Source organism: Streptomyces sp. NPDC057099 (assembly GCF_042671245.1).
In the GTDB taxonomy this organism is placed as follows: domain Bacteria; phylum Actinomycetota; class Actinomycetes; order Streptomycetales; family Streptomycetaceae; genus Streptomyces; species Streptomyces purpurascens.
The window spans coordinates 98,078-115,009 of sequence record NZ_JBHUTX010000021.1 but is presented as its reverse complement, the minus strand read 5'-3'; the positions used below and the strand labels follow the sequence as shown (position 1 = coordinate 115,009).

Annotated in this window: 16 protein-coding genes; 5 read left to right on the top strand and 11 right to left on the bottom strand. The window is 71.5% G+C overall.

The window, feature by feature from the left end; translation table 11 throughout:
* Positions 1–26 precede the first annotated feature (26 nt).
* Positions 27–2,510, bottom strand: a complete 2,484-nt coding sequence (locus ACFT4A_RS24865; protein ID WP_382833526.1) for an alpha-L-arabinofuranosidase C-terminal domain-containing protein — start codon at positions 2,508–2,510, stop codon at positions 27–29.
* A 137-nt stretch (positions 2,511–2,647) separates the two neighbouring features.
* On the opposite strand from ACFT4A_RS24865, the gene ACFT4A_RS24860 reads away from it, so the two are divergent.
* Positions 2,648–3,088 (top strand): DUF6314 family protein, encoded by a 441-nt coding sequence (locus tag ACFT4A_RS24860; protein WP_382833523.1) that lies wholly within the window; start codon positions 2,648–2,650, stop codon positions 3,086–3,088.
* On the opposite strand, the gene ACFT4A_RS24855 is transcribed toward ACFT4A_RS24860, so the two are convergent.
* The 3 genes from ACFT4A_RS24855 to ACFT4A_RS24845 form a co-directional block, all read right to left on the bottom strand.
* The gene (locus tag ACFT4A_RS24855) at positions 3,070–3,663 is read right to left on the bottom strand and encodes a histidine phosphatase family protein (protein WP_382833520.1); all 594 of its coding nucleotides are present in this window, start codon (positions 3,661–3,663) and stop codon (positions 3,070–3,072) included. The two genes, ACFT4A_RS24860 and ACFT4A_RS24855, sit on opposite strands and share 19 nt — an antisense overlap.
* 73 nt (positions 3,664–3,736) lie before the next feature.
* Positions 3,737–4,177: a GNAT family N-acetyltransferase gene (locus ACFT4A_RS24850; RefSeq protein ID WP_382833517.1), complete on the bottom strand. Its 441-nt coding sequence runs from the start codon at positions 4,175–4,177 to the stop codon at positions 3,737–3,739.
* 39 nt (positions 4,178–4,216) lie between these two features.
* A complete protein-coding gene (locus ACFT4A_RS24845; protein ID WP_382833514.1) occupies positions 4,217–5,653 on the bottom strand; it encodes a PLP-dependent aminotransferase family protein in 1,437 nt (478 codons plus the stop codon).
* Here ACFT4A_RS24845 and ACFT4A_RS24840 point away from each other — a divergent pair.
* Together ACFT4A_RS24840 and ACFT4A_RS24835 are read left to right on the top strand one after the other, a co-directional pair.
* On the top strand, positions 5,652–6,569 hold the full coding sequence (locus ACFT4A_RS24840) for a DMT family transporter (RefSeq protein ID WP_382833511.1): 918 nt from the start codon (positions 5,652–5,654) through the stop codon (positions 6,567–6,569). The genes ACFT4A_RS24845 and ACFT4A_RS24840 overlap by 2 nt on opposite strands.
* A 92-nt stretch (positions 6,570–6,661) precedes the next feature.
* On the top strand, positions 6,662–6,862 hold the full coding sequence (locus tag ACFT4A_RS24835) for a DUF1918 domain-containing protein (protein WP_382833508.1): 201 nt from the start codon (positions 6,662–6,664) through the stop codon (positions 6,860–6,862).
* A 22-nt stretch (positions 6,863–6,884) separates the two neighbouring features.
* Here the strand turns inward: ACFT4A_RS24835 and ACFT4A_RS24830 are convergent, their stop codons facing one another.
* On the bottom strand, positions 6,885–8,114 hold the full coding sequence (locus tag ACFT4A_RS24830; RefSeq protein WP_382833505.1) for a glycoside hydrolase family 10 protein: 1,230 nt from the start codon (positions 8,112–8,114) through the stop codon (positions 6,885–6,887).
* A 180-nt stretch (positions 8,115–8,294) separates the two neighbouring features.
* Between ACFT4A_RS24830 and ACFT4A_RS24825 the strand changes: the two genes are divergently transcribed.
* Positions 8,295–9,170 (top strand): 3-hydroxybutyryl-CoA dehydrogenase, encoded by an 876-nt coding sequence (locus tag ACFT4A_RS24825; protein WP_382833502.1) that lies wholly within the window; start codon positions 8,295–8,297, stop codon positions 9,168–9,170.
* Positions 9,171–9,192: 22 nt separating this feature from the next.
* On the opposite strand, the gene ACFT4A_RS24820 is transcribed toward ACFT4A_RS24825, so the two are convergent.
* Positions 9,193–9,423, bottom strand: coding sequence for a hypothetical protein (locus ACFT4A_RS24820; RefSeq protein WP_382833499.1), 231 nt, complete (start codon positions 9,421–9,423; stop codon positions 9,193–9,195).
* Between the two features lie 219 nt (positions 9,424–9,642).
* Between ACFT4A_RS24820 and ACFT4A_RS24815 the strand changes: the two genes are divergently transcribed.
* Positions 9,643–9,900, top strand: a complete 258-nt coding sequence (locus ACFT4A_RS24815) for a hypothetical protein (protein ID WP_184597347.1) — start codon at positions 9,643–9,645, stop codon at positions 9,898–9,900.
* A gap of 11 nt (positions 9,901–9,911) precedes the next feature.
* On the opposite strand, the gene ACFT4A_RS24810 is transcribed toward ACFT4A_RS24815, so the two are convergent.
* The 5 genes from ACFT4A_RS24810 to pheS form a co-directional block, all read right to left on the bottom strand.
* Positions 9,912–10,457, bottom strand: coding sequence for an NUDIX hydrolase (locus ACFT4A_RS24810; RefSeq protein ID WP_189726532.1), 546 nt, complete (start codon positions 10,455–10,457; stop codon positions 9,912–9,914).
* Between the two features lie 107 nt (positions 10,458–10,564).
* On the bottom strand, positions 10,565–11,905 hold the full coding sequence (locus ACFT4A_RS24805; protein WP_382833497.1) for a transcriptional regulator: 1,341 nt from the start codon (positions 11,903–11,905) through the stop codon (positions 10,565–10,567).
* A gap of 271 nt (positions 11,906–12,176) precedes the next feature.
* Positions 12,177–13,109 carry a PP2C family protein-serine/threonine phosphatase gene (locus ACFT4A_RS24800; protein WP_382833495.1) on the bottom strand — a complete coding sequence of 311 codons (933 nt, stop codon included), beginning with the start codon at positions 13,107–13,109 and terminating at the stop codon, positions 12,177–12,179.
* A gap of 132 nt (positions 13,110–13,241) precedes the next feature.
* Positions 13,242–15,764 carry a phenylalanine--tRNA ligase subunit beta gene (gene pheT / locus ACFT4A_RS24795; RefSeq protein WP_382833492.1) on the bottom strand — a complete coding sequence of 841 codons (2,523 nt, stop codon included), beginning with the start codon at positions 15,762–15,764 and terminating at the stop codon, positions 13,242–13,244.
* Entirely contained in the window at positions 15,764–16,885 is a 1,122-nt protein-coding gene (gene pheS, locus ACFT4A_RS24790) for a phenylalanine--tRNA ligase subunit alpha (protein ID WP_382497773.1), read from the bottom strand. Before pheS ends, pheT begins: the two co-directional genes overlap by 1 nt.
* Between the last annotated feature and the right edge of the window lie 47 nt (positions 16,886–16,932).

Here is a 16,932-nt window from a genome sequence, read left to right as displayed (position 1 = left end):
GGGCCGGCGGCCCACGCCTGCGGGTCCTACCTCTGCTTGATCCTCAGGAACGTGACGGAGTCCGCCGGGAAGGTGTACGTGAACTTCCCGGAGACGCCCCTGAAGGTGGACGTCACCGGAGTGACCGGCGTGTCCGTCTCGGTGTTGACCGCGTCCGGCTCGGCGGCCAGCGTGGTGACACGGGCGGTGGAGGCGACCTTCGCGCCGCCCAGGTCGACGGCCGTACGGGCCTCGGTGGACTGGGCGTTGACGACCTTGACGATCAGGTCACCGGTCTTCGCGTCCTTGGTGACGACCTGGCGGAACGGCTCGGCCGGCTTGTCGTCGGTGAAGCTGCCCCACTCCTTGCCGTCGAGGAGCAGGGTGACCTGGCGGCCGCGCACCTTGATGTCGATGTCGTAGGCACGGCCGGTCTCGACCGAGCCCGGCTTCGTCATCAGCGTGCCCTTGCCGCCGTCCACGGCCTGCTCGATCGCGGACTGGGTGTTGTTCCAGCCGCCCAGGTTCCACCAGTAGTAGTTGCCGGTGTCCTTGACGCCGAAGGCGACCAGGAAGCCCTCCTTGCCGGACTTCTTGGTGGCCTTCACATGCAGGTCGTAGTCCTTCCAGGCCGGGTCCCCCGCCGTGACCATGGTGTTCTCGGTCGCGGCGTCCGTCTGGACATACTGCCCGTCCTGGATGCTCCAGCTGCCGCGGCCGCTGCCCGTCCACTTCGAGGCGTCACCCGAGAAGTCGTCGCTCAGCAGGGTCGAGCCGTCCGCCGAGGTGACCTTCACGTCGTCGTACGCGGCACTGGTGGCCCAGGTGGACAGGCCGACGGCGCCGGTGATGGGGCCGCTGACGTCGGGCGTGGTGGTGGCCTTCGACGGGACGACGCGGTCGCCGACGTTGGTCATGAACAGCTTCTGGACCTCGTAGTTGGCCGAGTTCCAGGAGGCCCGGTTGTTGAACCAGATCATGTCCGGCCGCCACTGGACGTAGTCCTCGTTGGCGAGCAGCGGGGCGTACGAGGCGAGCTTGACGATGTCCGCGTTGCGCTCCAGGCCGGTCATGTACGCGGCTTCGGAGAGGCCGTTCTTCCAGGCGTTGCCCTGCGAGGCGTACTCGCCGAGGAAGACCTTGGGGCCCTCGCGGTCGTAGGAGTCGTAGCGGTCGTTGTTCTGCAGGAACCAGTTCGGGCTGTTGTAGTAGTGCTCGTCGACCATGTCGACCTTGCCCTCGCGGTTGAGCTGCCAGGCGGTGTCGAAGGTCGCGCCTGCGTCGTCCGGGCCCGAGTTGGAGATGACGGTGATGTCCGGGTACTTCGCATCGATGGCGGCCCGGAACTGCTGGAAGCGGGCGAAGAACTCCTTGGGGAGGTTCTCCTCGTTGCCGACCCCGATGTGGGTGAGGTGGAACGGCTTGGGGTGACCCATCTTCGCGCGCACCTTGCCCCACGTGGAGGTCGCCGGTCCGTTGGCGAACTCGATGAGGTCGAGGGTGTCCTGGATGTGCCGCTCGAGCAGGGCGTCGTCGTCGGTCGCCTTGTTCTGGCCGCAGCCCGTGACCAGGGCCGGGACGACGGGCAGCGGCATGGCGCCGATGTCCTCGGAGAGGCGGAAGTACTCGTAGTAGCCGAGGCCGTAGCTCTGGTTGTAGCCCCAGAAGTTGGAGTTGGTGGCGCGCTCCTCTACGGGACCGATGGTGTCCTTCCACTGATAGCTGCGCTTGCGCTGCCAGTCGGACGCCTCGCTGTAGTCCTCCATGGAGCCGGTGTTGACCAGGCAGCCGCCGGGGAAGCGTACGAAGCCCGGCTTGAGGGCGGCGATCTTCTCGGCGAGGTCCTTGCGCAGGCCGTTCGGCTGGTTCTTGTACGTCTCGCGCGGGAACAGCGACACCTCGTCGAGCGCGGCGGCGTTCGCCGAGGCCACGGCGAGGCGGCCGCGGTTGCTGGTGCGGGTCGCGGTGAACGTGGCCTTGTACTTGGCCCAGCCGCCCTTCACGGCGACCTGGCGGGCGGTGGCCAGCGCGCCCGCGGTGTCCTTCAGCGAGACCGTGAGCGTGCTGCCGCTCTCGGCGCGGGCCCACACCGAGAAGTCGTACCGCTTGCCCTGGTCGACCCGGATGCCGGTGTTGTAGCCGGCGTTCGTGACGGACGAACCGGCGCCCAGGGAGAGGTAGTTGCGGTTGCGCGCGTTGAGGCGGCCCGAGTCGTTCACGACCTCGGCCGTGCCGCCGACCGCCCAGGAGGTCAGGGGCGTGTAGGAGCCGTTGTCTGCGGTGGAGTACTCGAAGGATCGGTTCTGCACGAGCTCGGCGTACAGACCGCCGTCGGCGGCCCGGTTGATGTCCTCGAAGAAGACGCCGTACATCGTGTCGTCGATCGCCGCGCCCTGGGCGGACGGGTCGACGGTGATCGCGTAGTCGGTGACGTCCTCGGCGTGCGCGGGGGCCGGTACGAGGGCTGCTGCCGTCAGGAGGGCGGTGGCCGTGAGACCGACTCTCCATCGGGTGCGGGCGGTGCGTGGCATGGATACTCCGCGGCTCTCTGGTAGAGGAGTGTTCGAAATATCAGACATTGGTCAGCACTTCGAACGGCAAGATAGGGAGGGGGCTGGGGCGCGTCAATGGGTCGCGCAGCAACGGTTGGGACGGAGAGCGGGACGGAATGGGCGAGTTCTGGCCAGTGCCGGACGCACTGGCGTATCTGGCCGGACGCTGGGGCGTGACGCGGTCGGTGCGGGATCTCGCGAGCGGCGATCAGGGGGAGTTCTCCGGAACCACCGATTTCCGGGCAGAGCAGGACGGCGGCCTGCTGCACCACGAGTCCGGCACCTTCGTCTGGCAGGGCGTCGCCCGGCCCGCCGAGCGGACGCTGCGGTTCCTGCCGGGCCCGGGCGGCACCGCGGACGTGCGGTTCGCGGACGGCCGGCCGTTCCACGACCTGGATCTGACGTCCGGGCGGCATGTCGCCGACCACCCCTGCGCGGCGGACCTCTACCGCGGCGAGTTCACGGTCCTGGACGCGGACCGCTGGCGGACGGTGTGGAGGGTGCGCGGCCCGGCCAAGGACCTGGTGCTGCGCACCGACTACGCGCGCGAGGGCTGAGCGGACACCCCGTCGAAGCGCAGGTTCCAGCGCCCGCCCCGGCCGGTCACGGAGGTCGTCGACAGTGGGCGGACGTCGATGTTCCAGTACGTCGAGGGCGGCGCCTTCAGGGCGTAGACCAGGGCGGCACGGATCACGGACGGCTCGGCCACCGCCACCACCCGGCAGCCGTCGTCGACGGGCCGGGTGTCGAGCCAGCCGCCGACCCGGGTGATGAAGTCCATCAGCGACTCACCGCCGTGCGGTGTGGCACGCGGGTCGGCGAGCCAGGCGTCCACGGCCTCCGGCTCCCGGGCCATCGCCTCGCCCAGGGTCAGCCCGCGCCAGCGGCCCATGTCGCAGTCCCGCAGGGCGAGCTGCACCAGCGGCGCGTACCCCAGCCCCTCCCCCGTCGCACGGCTGCGCGGGGTCGGCGAGCAGTAGCGCAGCTCGGCCGCGGCGAGCGGCAGCAGCCCCTGGGCGGCATGCTCCACCTCGCCCCAGCCGGCCTGGTCCAGCGGCCGGTCGTCCTCGAATCTCTCGGCGAGCAGCGAGGAGCTGCGCGCTGCGGCGACGAATGTGACCCGAAGTGGCATGCGCAGATCGTGGGTGCCTCAAGTGCGCAGGTCAAGAGGTGTTACTTGGGAGTTACCCAGGGTGCCCCGGCCCTCACTGGCCGAAGATGAGCGCCATCCAGTGCTCGGGGTGCTCCAACTCCGCGAACCCGACCTTCTCGTACACGCCGTGCGCGTCGTGCGTGGCGAGCAGGACCCGGCGCAGCCCGTACTGCTGCAGCTCGTCCCTTACGGCCGCCAGGAACGCGGTGCCGACGCCCTTGCCGCGCACCGAGGGGTCGACGTACACATCGCACAGCCATGCGAAGGTCGCCCGGTCCGTGATGACCCGGGCGTACGCCACCTGCGCCCCCGAGACCGTCTCGTACACGCCGAAGTTGAGGGAGCCCTCGATCGCCCGGTCCTGCTTCTCGCGGGTACGGCCCAGCGCCCAGTACGCGTCGGTGGACAGCCAGCCGTGCACGCGCTCGGCGTCGAGGCGGGCGGGGTCGGTGGAGATCTCGTAGCCCTCGGGCAGGCTCGGCGTGTCGGTCATGACGGGATGCTCGCAGGCCACCGCCCAGGCGTCGAACCCTTATCCCAGCACCTCGTCGCAGGCCGTACGCAGCCGCCGTACGCCCTCCGCGAGCTCCCCGGTCCCCGCGACCGCCGCGAAGCTCAGCCGGACGTGCGCAGCGGGCGGCTCGGCGCTGAAGTAGGGGCGGCCGGGGGTGATCGCGACCCCTGCGCGCAGGGCGGCGGCGGTCAGGGCGGACTCCTCCGCTCCATCGGGCAGGCGCGGCCACAGGTGGTAGCCGCCGGACGGGACGTGCGGCAGGGCGAGTTCCGGCAGATGCAGTGCGAGCGCGGTGGTCATCGCGTCCCGGCGGGCCTTCAACTCGGCGGACACGGACCGCAGATGACGCGGCCAGGCGGGCGAGCCGACGAGTTCGAGCGCGGCCTCCTGAAGGGGCCTCGGCACGAAGAAGGTGTCGACGACCTGGATGGCGCGCAGCCGCTCCAGGACCGGCCCTCGCGCGGCCAGGGCGCTCACCCGGAAGCTCGGCGAGGTCGCCTTGGTCAGCGAGCAGACGTGGACGACGACGCCGTCGGGGTCGTCGGCGGCCAGTGGGCGCGGCAGCGGCCCGGCGTCCTCGTGCACGAGCCGCCGTACGAAGTCGTCCTCGACGACGAACGCGCCCGCCTCCCGGGCGATGCGCAGCACCTCGTGGCGCCGCCCGGGCGCGAGCGAGGCGCCGGTGGGGTTCTGGAAGAGGGGCTGGCAGACGAAGACCGGGGCGCCGCTGGCCCGGAAGGCGTCGGCGAGCAGGGCCGGTCTCACACCGTCGGCGTCCACCGGGACGGGGACCGGGCGCAGACCTGCGGCCCGGGCGATGGCGAGCATGCCGGGGTAGGTCGGCGACTCGACCAGGACGGGGGCGCCGGACGGGGCGAGGGCGCGCAGGGCGGTGGTGAGCGCGGACTGTCCGCCCGCGGTGATCAGCACCTCGGCGGCGGTGAAGGACCCGCCGATGCCGCGCGCGAACCACTCGCGCAGCTCGGGCAGCCCTTCCATGGGCGGGCGCCCCCAGGCACCGGGACGCCGTCCGGCGCGCGAGAGGGCGGCGGCCATCGCCCGCTCCGGCTGCAACGACGGGTGGAGATAGCCGCCGGTGAACTCGATCACGCCCGGCGGCGGGGTGGCCAGCGTCGCCAGCACCCCGGAGGCGTCCACCGAGCGCGGGACGAGGTCGGGGGCGCCGTCCGCGCTGAGCGCGACCTCCTGCCAGGAGGTGTCCCCGGCGGGCGCCGGTGCCGTCCGGGCCTCGGCGCGGAACGCGCCCGCGCCGGGCCGGGTGACCACCAGCCCCTCGGCGGCGAGCTGCGCCAGGGCCCGGGACACGGTCACGGGGCTCACCCGGAACCGCTCGACGAGGGCCCGGCTCGACGGCAGCTTTCCACCCGGAGAGTAGCGGTTGAGCTCCCTCCGGAGCTGTTCTGACAGTTCAGCAACGCTGCTACGCTCTTGCATGAGAGTACAGAGTAGCGCTACTACCGCACCCCGGATAGCAGTCGCCGCAGATCGGGACCGCTCCGGCCTCGGCACCCTCCAGGCCGCCCTCGGCGTCATCGCCTTCTCCCTCACGTTCCCCGCGACCGCCTGGGGCCTTGAGGGCTTCGGGCCCTGGTCGCTGGTCGCCGTCCGGAGTGTCCTGGCCGCGGTGATCGCGGGTGGCTGTCTGCTGGCCCTGCGGGTGCCGCTGCCCGACCGGCGGCACTGGCCGGGTCTCGCGGTCGTCGGGGGCGGGGTGGTGCTCGGCTTCCCGCTGCTGACCACGCTGGCGCTGCGGACCTCGACCACCGCGCACGCCGCCGTCGTGGTCGGCCTGCTCCCCCTCACCACCGCCCTCTGCTCCGCCCTGCGCGTCGGCACCCGGCCCTCGCGCACCTTCTGGGCGGCGGCCCTCGCGGGCGCGGCGGCGGTGCTGGCCTTCACCGTGCAGCAGAGCGGCGGCGCCCTGAGCACGGCCGACCTGTACCTCTTCGCGGCGCTGCTGGTCTGCGCGGCCGGCTACACCGAGGGCGGCCGGCTGGCCCGGGTCATGCCGGGCTGGCACGTCATCGGCTGGGCGCTGGTGCTGTGCCTGCCGCTGACCGTGCCCGTCGCCGCGCTCGCCCTGGCGCAGGAACCCGTGCACGTGACCCCGCACAGCGTCACCGGGCTGCTGTGGGTCGCGGTCGGCTCGCAGTTCGTCGGCCTGGTCGTCTGGTACCGGGGCATGGCAGCCGTCGGCATCCCGAAGGCCAGCCAGTTGCAGCTTGCCCAGCCCCTGCTCACACTGGTGTGGTCGGTGCTGCTGCTGGGCGAGCACCTGCCGGTGGCCGCCCCGCTGACGGCAGCGGCGGTGCTGGTCTGCATCGCCGTCACACAGCGGGCGCGCGGCTGAACGGGCGCGCCCGGCTCCCTGCCGAGCAGCGCCCCCAGCCGTAGACTCGAAGGCCACGGACCGCTGCTCCGCACCTCGTGAGGAGGCCCCAGATGCGCGCAACCGTGGGCGACCAGCTTGTCCAGCACGGCAGGGTGGTCGGTCAGCACGACAAGGTCGGCGAGATCGTCGAAGTGCTCGGCCAGGAGGGCACGCCCCCGTACCGCGTCCGGTTCGAGGACGGGCACGAGGGAGTGTGCTCACCGGGACCCGACACCGAGATCCGGCACCGGGAGACCACCACCGGGCCGTGATGCGGCGCGGGGACGACGCCGGCTACTCGTAGTGGTCGGCGACCACCTTCGCCATCGCCCCGATCCGATCGGTCGCCACGTCCTTGGCGGCGAAGAACACGTGCCCGCGCACCTGTGCGTAGTCCTCGGCCAGCGCCAGGTGCCGGGACAGCTCGGCCGGGTTCTGCCAGGCGGCGGGCTGGGCCGGGTCACCGGCCTTGTAGAGCGCCTCCCCCACGTAGAGCTGCGTCGAGGTGCCGCGCGCGACCTCCGCCCACCAGGGCACCAGCTTCGCGTAGTCGGCGGCGGCGAAGCCGATGTTCCAGTACAGCTGCGGGACGATGTAGTCGATCCAGCTCTCGCGCACCCATTTGCGGGTGTCCGCGTGCAGGTCGTCGTACGTCTGCACGCCGGCCCGGGTGTCCGAGCCGCGCTTGTCCGTGGCGGCGTTGCGCCACACGCCGAAGGGGCTGATGCCGAAGCGGGCGTTCGGCCTGACCTTCTTGATCCGGGCCGCCGTCTCCCGCACCAGCTTGTTGATGTTGTCCCGCCGCCACGCGGCCCGGCTCGGGAAGCCGCCGCCGTACTCGGCGTAGGCCGCGTCGTCGTCGAAGCGCTGGCCGGCCACCGGGTACGGGTAGAAGTAGTCGTCGAAGTGGACGCCGTCCACGGGGTACTTCCGCACCGCGTCGAGCATCGCGTCCTGCACGAAGGCACGGACCTCGGGCAGCCCCGGGTTGTAGTAGAGCTTCCCGCCGTACGTCACCACCCAGTCCGGGTTCCGGCGCGCGGGGTGGGAGGCGGCGAGCCGGGACGGGTCGGCGTGCGTGGCGACCCGGTACGGGTTGAACCAGGCGTGCAGCTGCAGACCGCGGGCGTGGGCCTCCTTGACGGCCGTGCCCAGCGGGTCCCAGCCCGGGTCCTTGCCCTGGGTGCCGGTGAGGTACTGCGACCACGGCTCGTACGGTGAGGGCCACAGGGCGTCCGCCGTGGGCCTGACCTGGAAGAACACCGTGTTGAGCCGCCTGCTGACCGCCGTGTCGAGGTGCCCCCGCAGCTCGGCGCGCTGCTTCGAGGCGCTCAGCCCCGACTTGGACGGCCAGTCGCGGTTGGCCACGGTCGCCAGCCATACGCCCCGCATCGCGGAAGCCGCCCTGTCACCTCCCTTGCCGTCCCGTTCGACGTCCCCCTTGGGCGCGGCCGACGCCGGAGGCACCATCGTGAAAGCCGACAGCGCCGCCACCGCGAACGCCCTGCGTGACACTCGTCCCATCCGCATGCCCCAAAATGCCGCGGATCCGCCCGGTCGCGGATCGCTCCGGGCCCAGAATGCCCGACTCTGAGCCGCCCCCCGCGATCGATCATCGATACTTGGGAGTAACGTGCTCGAACGGAGCAGGCACCGGACCACGGAGCACCTGCCCGGACGTGGATCAGCAGCGAAAGGGACGATGTGACGGACATCCCAGCGGGAGACATTGCACGCGTCGGAGTCGTGGGCTGCGGTCAGATGGGCGCGGGGATCGCCGAGGTGTGCGCCCGGGTCGGTCTGGACGTCATGGTCGCCGAGACCACCGGCGAGGCCCTGGAGATCGGCCGGACCCGGCTGTACAACTCCCTGGCCAAGGCAGCGGAGCGCGGCAAGATCACCGAGGAGGAGCGGGAGGCCACGCTGGACCGGCTGAGCTTCACCACGGACCTCGGCGAGTTCGCCGACCGCGACCTGGTGATCGAGGCCGTCGTCGAGAACGAGCACGTCAAGACCGAGATCTTCCAGGTCCTCGACCAGGTCGTGACCCGGCCCGACGCCATCCTGGCCTCCAACACCTCCTCCATCCCGTTGGTGAAGCTCGCGGTGGCGACCTCGCGGCCCGACCGGGTCATCGGGATCCACTTCTTCAACCCGGCCCCGGTGCAGAAGCTCGTCGAGCTGATCCCGGCCCTCACCACGTCCGAGGACACCATCGGCCGGGCCGAGCAGTTCACCGAGAAGCTCCTGGGCAAGCACGCGATCCGCGCCCAGGACCGCTCCGGCTTCGTGGTCAACGCGCTGCTGATCCCGTACCTGCTCTCCGCGATCCGCATGTTCGAGACGGGCATCGCGAGCCGCGAGGACATCGACAACGGCATGGAGATGGGCTGCGCCCACCCGATGGGCCCGCTGAAGCTCTCCGACCTCATCGGCCTGGACACGGTCGCCTCGGTGGCCCAGTCGATGTACGAGGAGTACAAGGAGCCCCTGTACGCCGCTCCCCCGCTGCTCCAGCGCATGGTCGACGCGGGCCGCCTGGGCCGCAAGTCGGGCTCGGGCTTCTACACGTACGACTGACCGGCCGGCCGACGCCACCACCTCAACGCCGCCGCTCCTCCGGCCACGGCCGGACCCGGCGGCGTCCCCATTCCGCCGCCTGCTCGTTGAGGCGGCGGCGCAGCCAGCCCATCCAGAGGGCGAGCGGAGTGGCCACGAGAGCGAGCAGCAGCGCCGTGCCCCACCCCTGGCCGCCGCCGGAGAACCGGATCACCACGGCCAGCAGCGCGTAGAGCGCCAGCGCATACGCCGCGATCTTCTGCCACTTCGTCATACGCCCCGGATACCCCCCGAGGCCGATTACGGACGGTCAGATTTCGGCCAAGTCGCGGGCCCGGCACCGGAATGGGTGCCGGGCCCGCGGTATTCACACACCGTGTGCGCGCCGGGCTCGCATATGCCCCTCGCACACTCTCCCCAGGCGCCCACCAGGCGAGTTGACTCCACCTGCGCAGACAAGGGATGTGAAACGACTACGGAAAGGAGCGGACTCGTGGCCGCCGATCCCGAGCATCCCGTCGTTCATGGAGAACTCGCAGAGTTACGACGCCGCCTCGACGTGGCCTACGCCCGCGTCGAGGGCGGGCTGGCTCTGCTCAGCCACCGCACCGAGGAGACCGCCAAGGAAATCGACGAGCTCAACACCCGGATCCACACGCTCGAACACACGCGCTGGCCGCTGCCCGCGGTCGCCGCCCTCACCGCCGTGGGTGCCCTCGTCCTGGCGATCTGGCAGGCGCTGGGACGCTAGGCCCGTCGGGCCTAGGGCAACGCGTCCTGTCCGAGCCTGAGATGGTGCAGCAGAAGTAACGCGGCCGCCATGTTGGCGGCCGGGACCTCGCCGCGGGCGACCATGTCGGGGACGAGCTTGAGGGGAACCCATTCCCGGCGGTCCGACTCGAAGTCGTCCACGGGGTGCCCGACGTACTCGCCCTCGTCGGCCCAGTACACGTGGTGCCGGGCGTCGGTGAGCCCGTTGGACGGCTCCACGCTCATGAGGTGGTGCAGGGGTCCCGGCCGCCAGCCGGTCTCCTCCTCCAGTTCCCTGGCGGCCGCGCGGGCGATGTCCTCGCCGTCCTCGACGACGCCCGCCGCGAGTTCCCACCCCCAGCTGTCCGTGATGAAGCGGTGCCGCCAGAGCAGCAGCACCTCGTTGGCCTCGTTCACCACCGTGGCCACCGCGACAGGCCGCAGCCGTATGAGGAAGTGGTCGAGGTGCCGGCCGTCCGGTAGTTCGACATCCGCGAGATTGACGCTGAACCAGCGGTTTGAGTACACAGTTTGTTCGTTGTGTTTCGTCCACTGCACGGTTCTGCCACCTTCCATCGAGTGAGTGGCAATATCGCAGCAGGGACGTACTGACAGCAGGCGCACAGGACGTCGCTCGGGATGACGCGGACGCCGCTGCCCTGGATCTACAACGGTACGCGCAGTGCCCCGTCGATGAGTTCGGCGGCCTCGGCCGTACCCGCGCTTCCGCTGCGCACCAGATGCTCGCGCACCGCGCGCAGCCGGTCCCGCAGCCGCTGGGACTCCATGCCGCGGGCCTGCTCGGCCATCTGCACGGCGATGGCCACCGCCTTGTCGGCATTGCCCTGCCGCAGTTCGATGGTGCTCAGCATGGCCAGCCGGTGCACCCGGCCGCGGTCGTGCGCCGGGTTGTCGACGGCGGCGGCGGCATGCTCCCCGGCGGCCGCGATCTCCCCGAGACTGAGCAGCGCCTCCGCCACCTGGACATTGACGAGCCCCGGCTGGACATAGCCGGTCTCGTCTGGCTCGTAACCGCGCCGGATGCGCTCGGCGGACTGCTCGGCCCGCCGGATGCAGGACAGGGCACTGGTGCCGTCGCCGAGATGCGCGTACGCCTTGGCCTGCATCGCGTACAGGTCGGAGGCGAGCGCCGGGGTGATCTGCTTGCCGGCCGCCCGCAGCGCGGCCTCCGCGAAGGCGACGGACTGCCGGTACTCCCGCATGAACAGCGACTGGTTGACGAGCAGGGCGATCACATACGCCCCGAGCCCCCGGTCCCCGCTGGCCTTCGCGAGCCGCAGCGCCTGGTGGAAGTAGCGCTGCGCGAGGCCGTGGGCGTCGGAGTCGTAGGCACAGATCCCGGCGACGGCCACCAACCCGCCCGTCGCCCGGTGCAGTTGCCGTCCCGTCTCGTCGGTGTAGCTGCCGCGCAGCAGCGGGGCCGCCTCGGAGTTGAGGAAGCCGACGATGCGGGCCCTGGTCGCGATGCCCCCGGCCTTGCGGTACATCTGCTCGTAGTGGGCCCGGGCCGACCGCAGCATCTCCAGATCGCCCGCGGTGACCCGGTGTCTGCCGCCGCGGGAGACGTCCACGTCCTCGGGCGGGTTCTCCCACTCCCACACCGGCATGACGGCGGGCGTACCGGTGAGCGCGGGCGCGCCGAGGATGTGCGGGCGCTGCTGCTGGTCGGAGCGCCACAGGGCGGTGGCCCGCTCGACGAACCCGGACAGGGAGCCGGTGTGCGGCGCGGCCGGCTCGCCGGGCATGCCGAGGCCGATGTCGTCGAGGGTGACATGCCGTTGGAGCCGGGCGGCGAGCACCTCGCAGATCAGGTCGGGCACCTGGCCCCTGGGGCGCTGCCCCTTCAACCACCGGGCGACGGCGGTGTGTTCGTACCTCAGGGACAGGCCCCGTGCCCGTCCCGCCTGATTGACGTGTGCGGCCAGCCCCGCGTGCGAGATCCCGGCTTCGTCCAGGATCGCGTCGAGCAGAGTGTTGGGCTGCATGTGGGCCCCCCGGTGGCTCGGTGCGGCCAGATTAGTGGTTCCGCCTTCACACGGGGTGTGAACGGAGTGCTCGAATCCGCACGGTGTGCGCACTGTCGCGCAGAGTCGCCGGCCGGTTGACTGAAATGCCTCGCAAGAGGCCGGCCGGGCCGCCGGCTCCCCCTCGTACAGTGCGGCGGCCCGCTTCCGCCGTCCGCCCAGCCGCCTGCCCGACACTCCGTGGCGGGGCGGACGGCATCGCCGGCCGGCCGGGCGAGTCATCACCGGTGGGTCAGAGGTGCGTTGTCGGCTGCGGGTGCGTGGTGGCTGTTCGCGCAGGTCCCCGCACCCCTGGGGGCATGAACCCATCGTTCCTCAGGACCAGCAGGGCGATGTCGTCCGCCGGGGTGCCCTGGGAATGATCGACCAGCGCGCTCTGGACACCGCGGAGAACCTCCTGCGGTGCGAGCGGCCCCTCCCGTGCGACCCTCGCCAGCACGACCGACAGGGGGAAGAACCGGCCACGGGCGTCCCGCGCGTCCTGAGCACCGTCCGTGTAGAGGAACAGCGCGTCGCCGGGCGGGAGATGCCCCAGATCGACGGTCGACAGCACGTCCGGCAGGGGAAACACTCCCAGCGGCGGGTACGGATCGGCGGGGGCGAGTTGTTCCACTCCCCCGGCGCCCATCCGGTACGGCCACGGGTGCCCGCAGTTCAGGGCGACCATCTCGCCGTCGGCGCGGATCTCCACGAGGAGCAGGGTCACGAACTCCTCGGCGACGCTCGCCGGATGCTCCCGGCGCAGATGCCGCTCCAGGGCGCGTTCCAGCCGGCGCAGCACCCCGCCGAGGTCGTCCTCGTCGTACGCGGCCTCGCGGAAACAGCCGAGCACGGCGGCGACGGTCCCGAACGCGCCGATCCCGTGCCCGCGCACATCGCCCATCACCGCCCGTACGCCGTGCTCGGTGGCGACGACCTCGTACAGGTCACCCCCGATCGCGGCCCCGCGCTCCGCCGACAACTGGGCGGCGGCGACGCCCAGCCCGCCGACGCGCGAGGGCAACGGCCGCAGCACCGCGTCCTGCGCGGCGCCCGCGACCCGGCGCAGCTGCCGCAGCTCACGCACCAGCGTCCGCCGCACGTGAAGGATCACTCCGGTACCGACCGCGAAGAGAACGGCACCGGGCAGACCGAGGCTGCGCACCCGACCCCTGAAGCGGATCATGCCGATGGCCCCCCAATTAGGCCCTGACACACAGAATCGGACCGGCCCAAGAAGGCCGGTCCGATTCTTTCGACAGCAAGCCGGAAAGGGCAGGCATGACCTCCCTTTACCACCCAAATGAGTGATTCGGCCCTAACTCCGCAGCTCGGCCCCCACACGCTCACCGGCGAGGGTCACCGCCGCGTCCCGAGCCGCCGACGCCTCATCCACCGTCAGCGTCCGGTCGGCCGCCCGGAACCGCAGCGCGTACGCGAGCGACTTCCGTCCCTCGCCCAACTGCTCGACGTTCTCGTACACATCGAACAGCCGGATCGACTCGAGCAGCTCCCCGGCCCCGGCACGCAGCGCCTCCTCGACCTCCGCCGCCGGAACCACCGCGTCGACGACCAGGGCGACATCCTGTGTGGCCACCGGGAACGCGGAGATCCGCGGCGCGGTCAGCGCGGCGTCGCCGGCCTTCTCCACCGCGTCCAGGTCGATCTCCATCGCGCAGGTACGCGCGGGCAGCCCCAGCGCCTTGACGACGCGCGGGTGCAACTCCCCCGCGTGACCGACGACCCGCTCGGCACCGTCCACGGTGATCGCCAGCTCGGCGCACCGGCCCGGGTGCCACGGCCCGTACTGTCCCTTGCGGATGATCAGCTCGGCGCCCGCCTCACGGGCGACGCTCCGCGCCGACTCGACCGCGTCGGCCCAGTCGGCCGGACGGCCCTTGCCCCACCAGCCGGACTGCTCGCGGGCACCGGCGAGGACGACGGCGGCGTGCCGCGGCTGCACGGGCAGCGCGGCGTTCAGCTCGGCGAGTTCCTCGTCGGTCGGGCGGCGGTCGACCGTCAGCACGGTGGCGGTCGGCTGCTCCTCGCGCGGCTGGAAGACCAGGCCGGTCTCGAACAGCGCGAGATCGTGCGAGCCCCGGCCGTCGTTGCGGCGCAGGGCACCCAGCAGGCCCGGCAGCAGCGAGGTGCGCAGCGCGGGCTCCTCGTCGCTCAGCGGGTTGCTGAGCCTCACGACACGGCGGGCCGGGTCGTCGGAGTCCAGGCCGAGCTGGTCGAAGACCTGCTCGCTGACGAACGGGTAGTTCGGCGCCTCGACGTACCCGGCACCGGCCAGGGCCCGGCCGACGCGGCGGTGCAGCCGCTGCCGGTGGGTCAGGCCGCGGCCGGCCGGCGGCCTGGGCAGCGTGGAGGGCAGGTTCTCGTAGCCCTCCAGGCGGATGACCTCTTCGGCCAGGTCGTTCGGGGCGGTGAGGTCGGGCCGCCAGGACGGCACGGTGACGATCAGCTCGTCCTGTCCGTACACGTCGCAGCCGACCTGCTGGAGGCGGCGTACGACGGTCTCGCGGCCGTACGTGACGCCCGCGACCTTGTCCGGGTGGTCGGCCGGGACGGTGATGGTGTGCGGCGCGGTCGGGGCGAGGACCTCGGTGACGCCGGCCTCGGCGGTGCCGCCCGCGAGCAGCACCAGCAGGTCGACGGTGCGCTGCGCGGCGGCGGCCGCGGCCTGCGGGTCGACGCCGCGCTCGAAGCGCCGGGACGCCTCGGAGGACAGCTTGTGCCGGCGGGCCGTACGCGCGATGGACACCGCGTCGAAGTGCGCGGCCTCGATGACGACGTCGGCCGTGGCGTTCGCCCCGTTCTCGGCGTCGGCGTGGTCGGCGATCTCCGTGTTGGCGCCGCCCATGACACCGGCGAGCCCGATCGGGCCGCGGTCGTCGGTGATCACCAGGTCCTCGGCGCCCAGCGTGCGCTCGACACCGTCGAGGGTGGTGAGCTTCTCGCCGTGCTCGGCCCGGCGCACTCCGATGGTGCCCTGGACCAGGCCGCGGTCGTAGGCGTGCAGCGGCTGGCCGAGCTCCATCATCACGTAGTTGGTGACGTCGACGGCGAGCGAGATCGGGCGCATGCCGACCTTCTGCAGCCGGCGCTGCAGCCAGATCGGGGAACGGGCCTCGGCGCTCAGGCCGGCCACCGTACGGGCGGTGAAGCGGTCGCAGCCGGAGGGGTCGGAGACCCGCACCGGGTAGCCGTACGCGTTCGGGCCGGGCACGTCGAGCAGCGCCGGGTCGCGCAGCGGCAGGCCGTAGGCGATGGCGGTCTCGCGGGCGACGCCGCGGATGGACAGGCAGTCGCCGCGGTTGGCGGTGACGGCGATGTCCAGAACCTCGTCGACCAGCTCCAGCAGCTCGACGGCGTCCTTGCCGACCTCGGTCTCCGGGGGCAGCACGATGATGCCCTTGGTGCCGTCGTCGCCCATGTTCAGCTCGTCGCTGGAGCAGATCATGCCGCGCGACATCTTGCCGTAGGTCTTGCGCTCGGCGATCTGGAAGTCACCGGGCAGGACGGCACCGGGCAGGGCCACGACGACCTTGTCGCCGACGGCGAAGTTGCGGGCGCCGCAGACGATCTCCTGGAGCTCGCCGGTGCCGTTGGCCTGGCCGACGTCGACGGTGCAGAAGCGGATCGGCTTCTTGAACTCCGTCAGCTCCTCGATGGTCGCCACCCGGCCCACGGCCAGGGGACCCTTGAGGTCGGCGCCGAGCTGCTCGACGGTCTCGACCTCCAGACCGGCCGAAATCAGCTTGGCCTGCACGTCACGACCGGTCTCCGTCTCCGGCAGGTCGACGTACTCCCGCAGCCAAGAAAGCGGGACCCGCATCAGATCTCCATCCCGAACGGCCGGGTGAACCGGACGTCACCCTCGACCATGTCTCGCATGTCTTCGACGTTGTGGCGGAACATCAGCATCCGTTCGATGCCGAACCCGAAGGCGAAACCGCTGTACTTCTCCGGGTCGACACCGCAGGCCCGCAGCACGCGCGGGTTGACCATGCCGCAGCCGCCCAGCTCGATCCAGCCCTCGGAGGAGCAGGTGCGGCAGGGGCGGTCGGGGTTGCCGACGGAGGCGCCGCGACAGACGTAGCAGACCATGTCCATCTCGGCGGACGGCTCGGTGAAGGGGAAGAAGTTCGGCCGCAGCCGGGTCTTCATGCCCTCGCCGAACAGCGACTGGACCATGTGGTCCAGGGTGCCCTTGAGGTCGGCCATGGTGAGGCCCTCGTCGACCGCGAGCAGTTCGACCTGCCGGAAGACGGGCGTGTGCGTGGCGTCCAGCTCGTCGGTGCGGTAGACGACACCGGGACAGATCACGTAGACCGGCAGCTCGCGGTCGAGCAGGGAGCGGATCTGCACGGGCGAGGTGTGGGTGCGCAGCACGACGCCGGACTCGGTGCCGCCCTTGGGGCCCTTGACGAAGAAGGTGTCCTGCTCGCCGCGGGCCGGGTGGTCCGGGCCGATGTTCAGGGCGTCGAAGTTGAACCACTCGGCCTCGACCTCGGGGCCCTCGGCGACCTCGTAGCCCATGGCCACGAAGATGTCCTCGATGCGCTCCGACAGCGTGGTGAGCGGGTGCCGGGCGCCGGCCGGTACGCGGTCGTGGGGCAGCGTGACGTCCACTGCCTCCTCGACGAGCACGCGGGTGTCCCGCTCGGCCTCGAGTTCGGCCTGGCGGGCGGCGAGGCCCTTGTTCACGGCGCCGCGTGCCTGGCCGACGCGCTTGCCGGCCTCGGCCTTGGCGTGCGGGGGCAGGGCGCCGATCTCGCGGTTGGCGAGGGCCAGCGGGGAGGTACCGCCGGTGTGGGCGACCTTGGCCTCCTGGAGCGCGTCGAGGGAGTCCGCGGCGGCGAAGGCGGCGAGCGCCTCGTCCCGCATGCGCTCGATCTCTTCCGGTTTCAGTGTCTCGACCTCGACCGGGTCGTACGACTTATTGGGTGCCGACATCTCTTCCCGTGCTTCCGATTGGCTAACTGAAGGTCCCCGTCACCGAC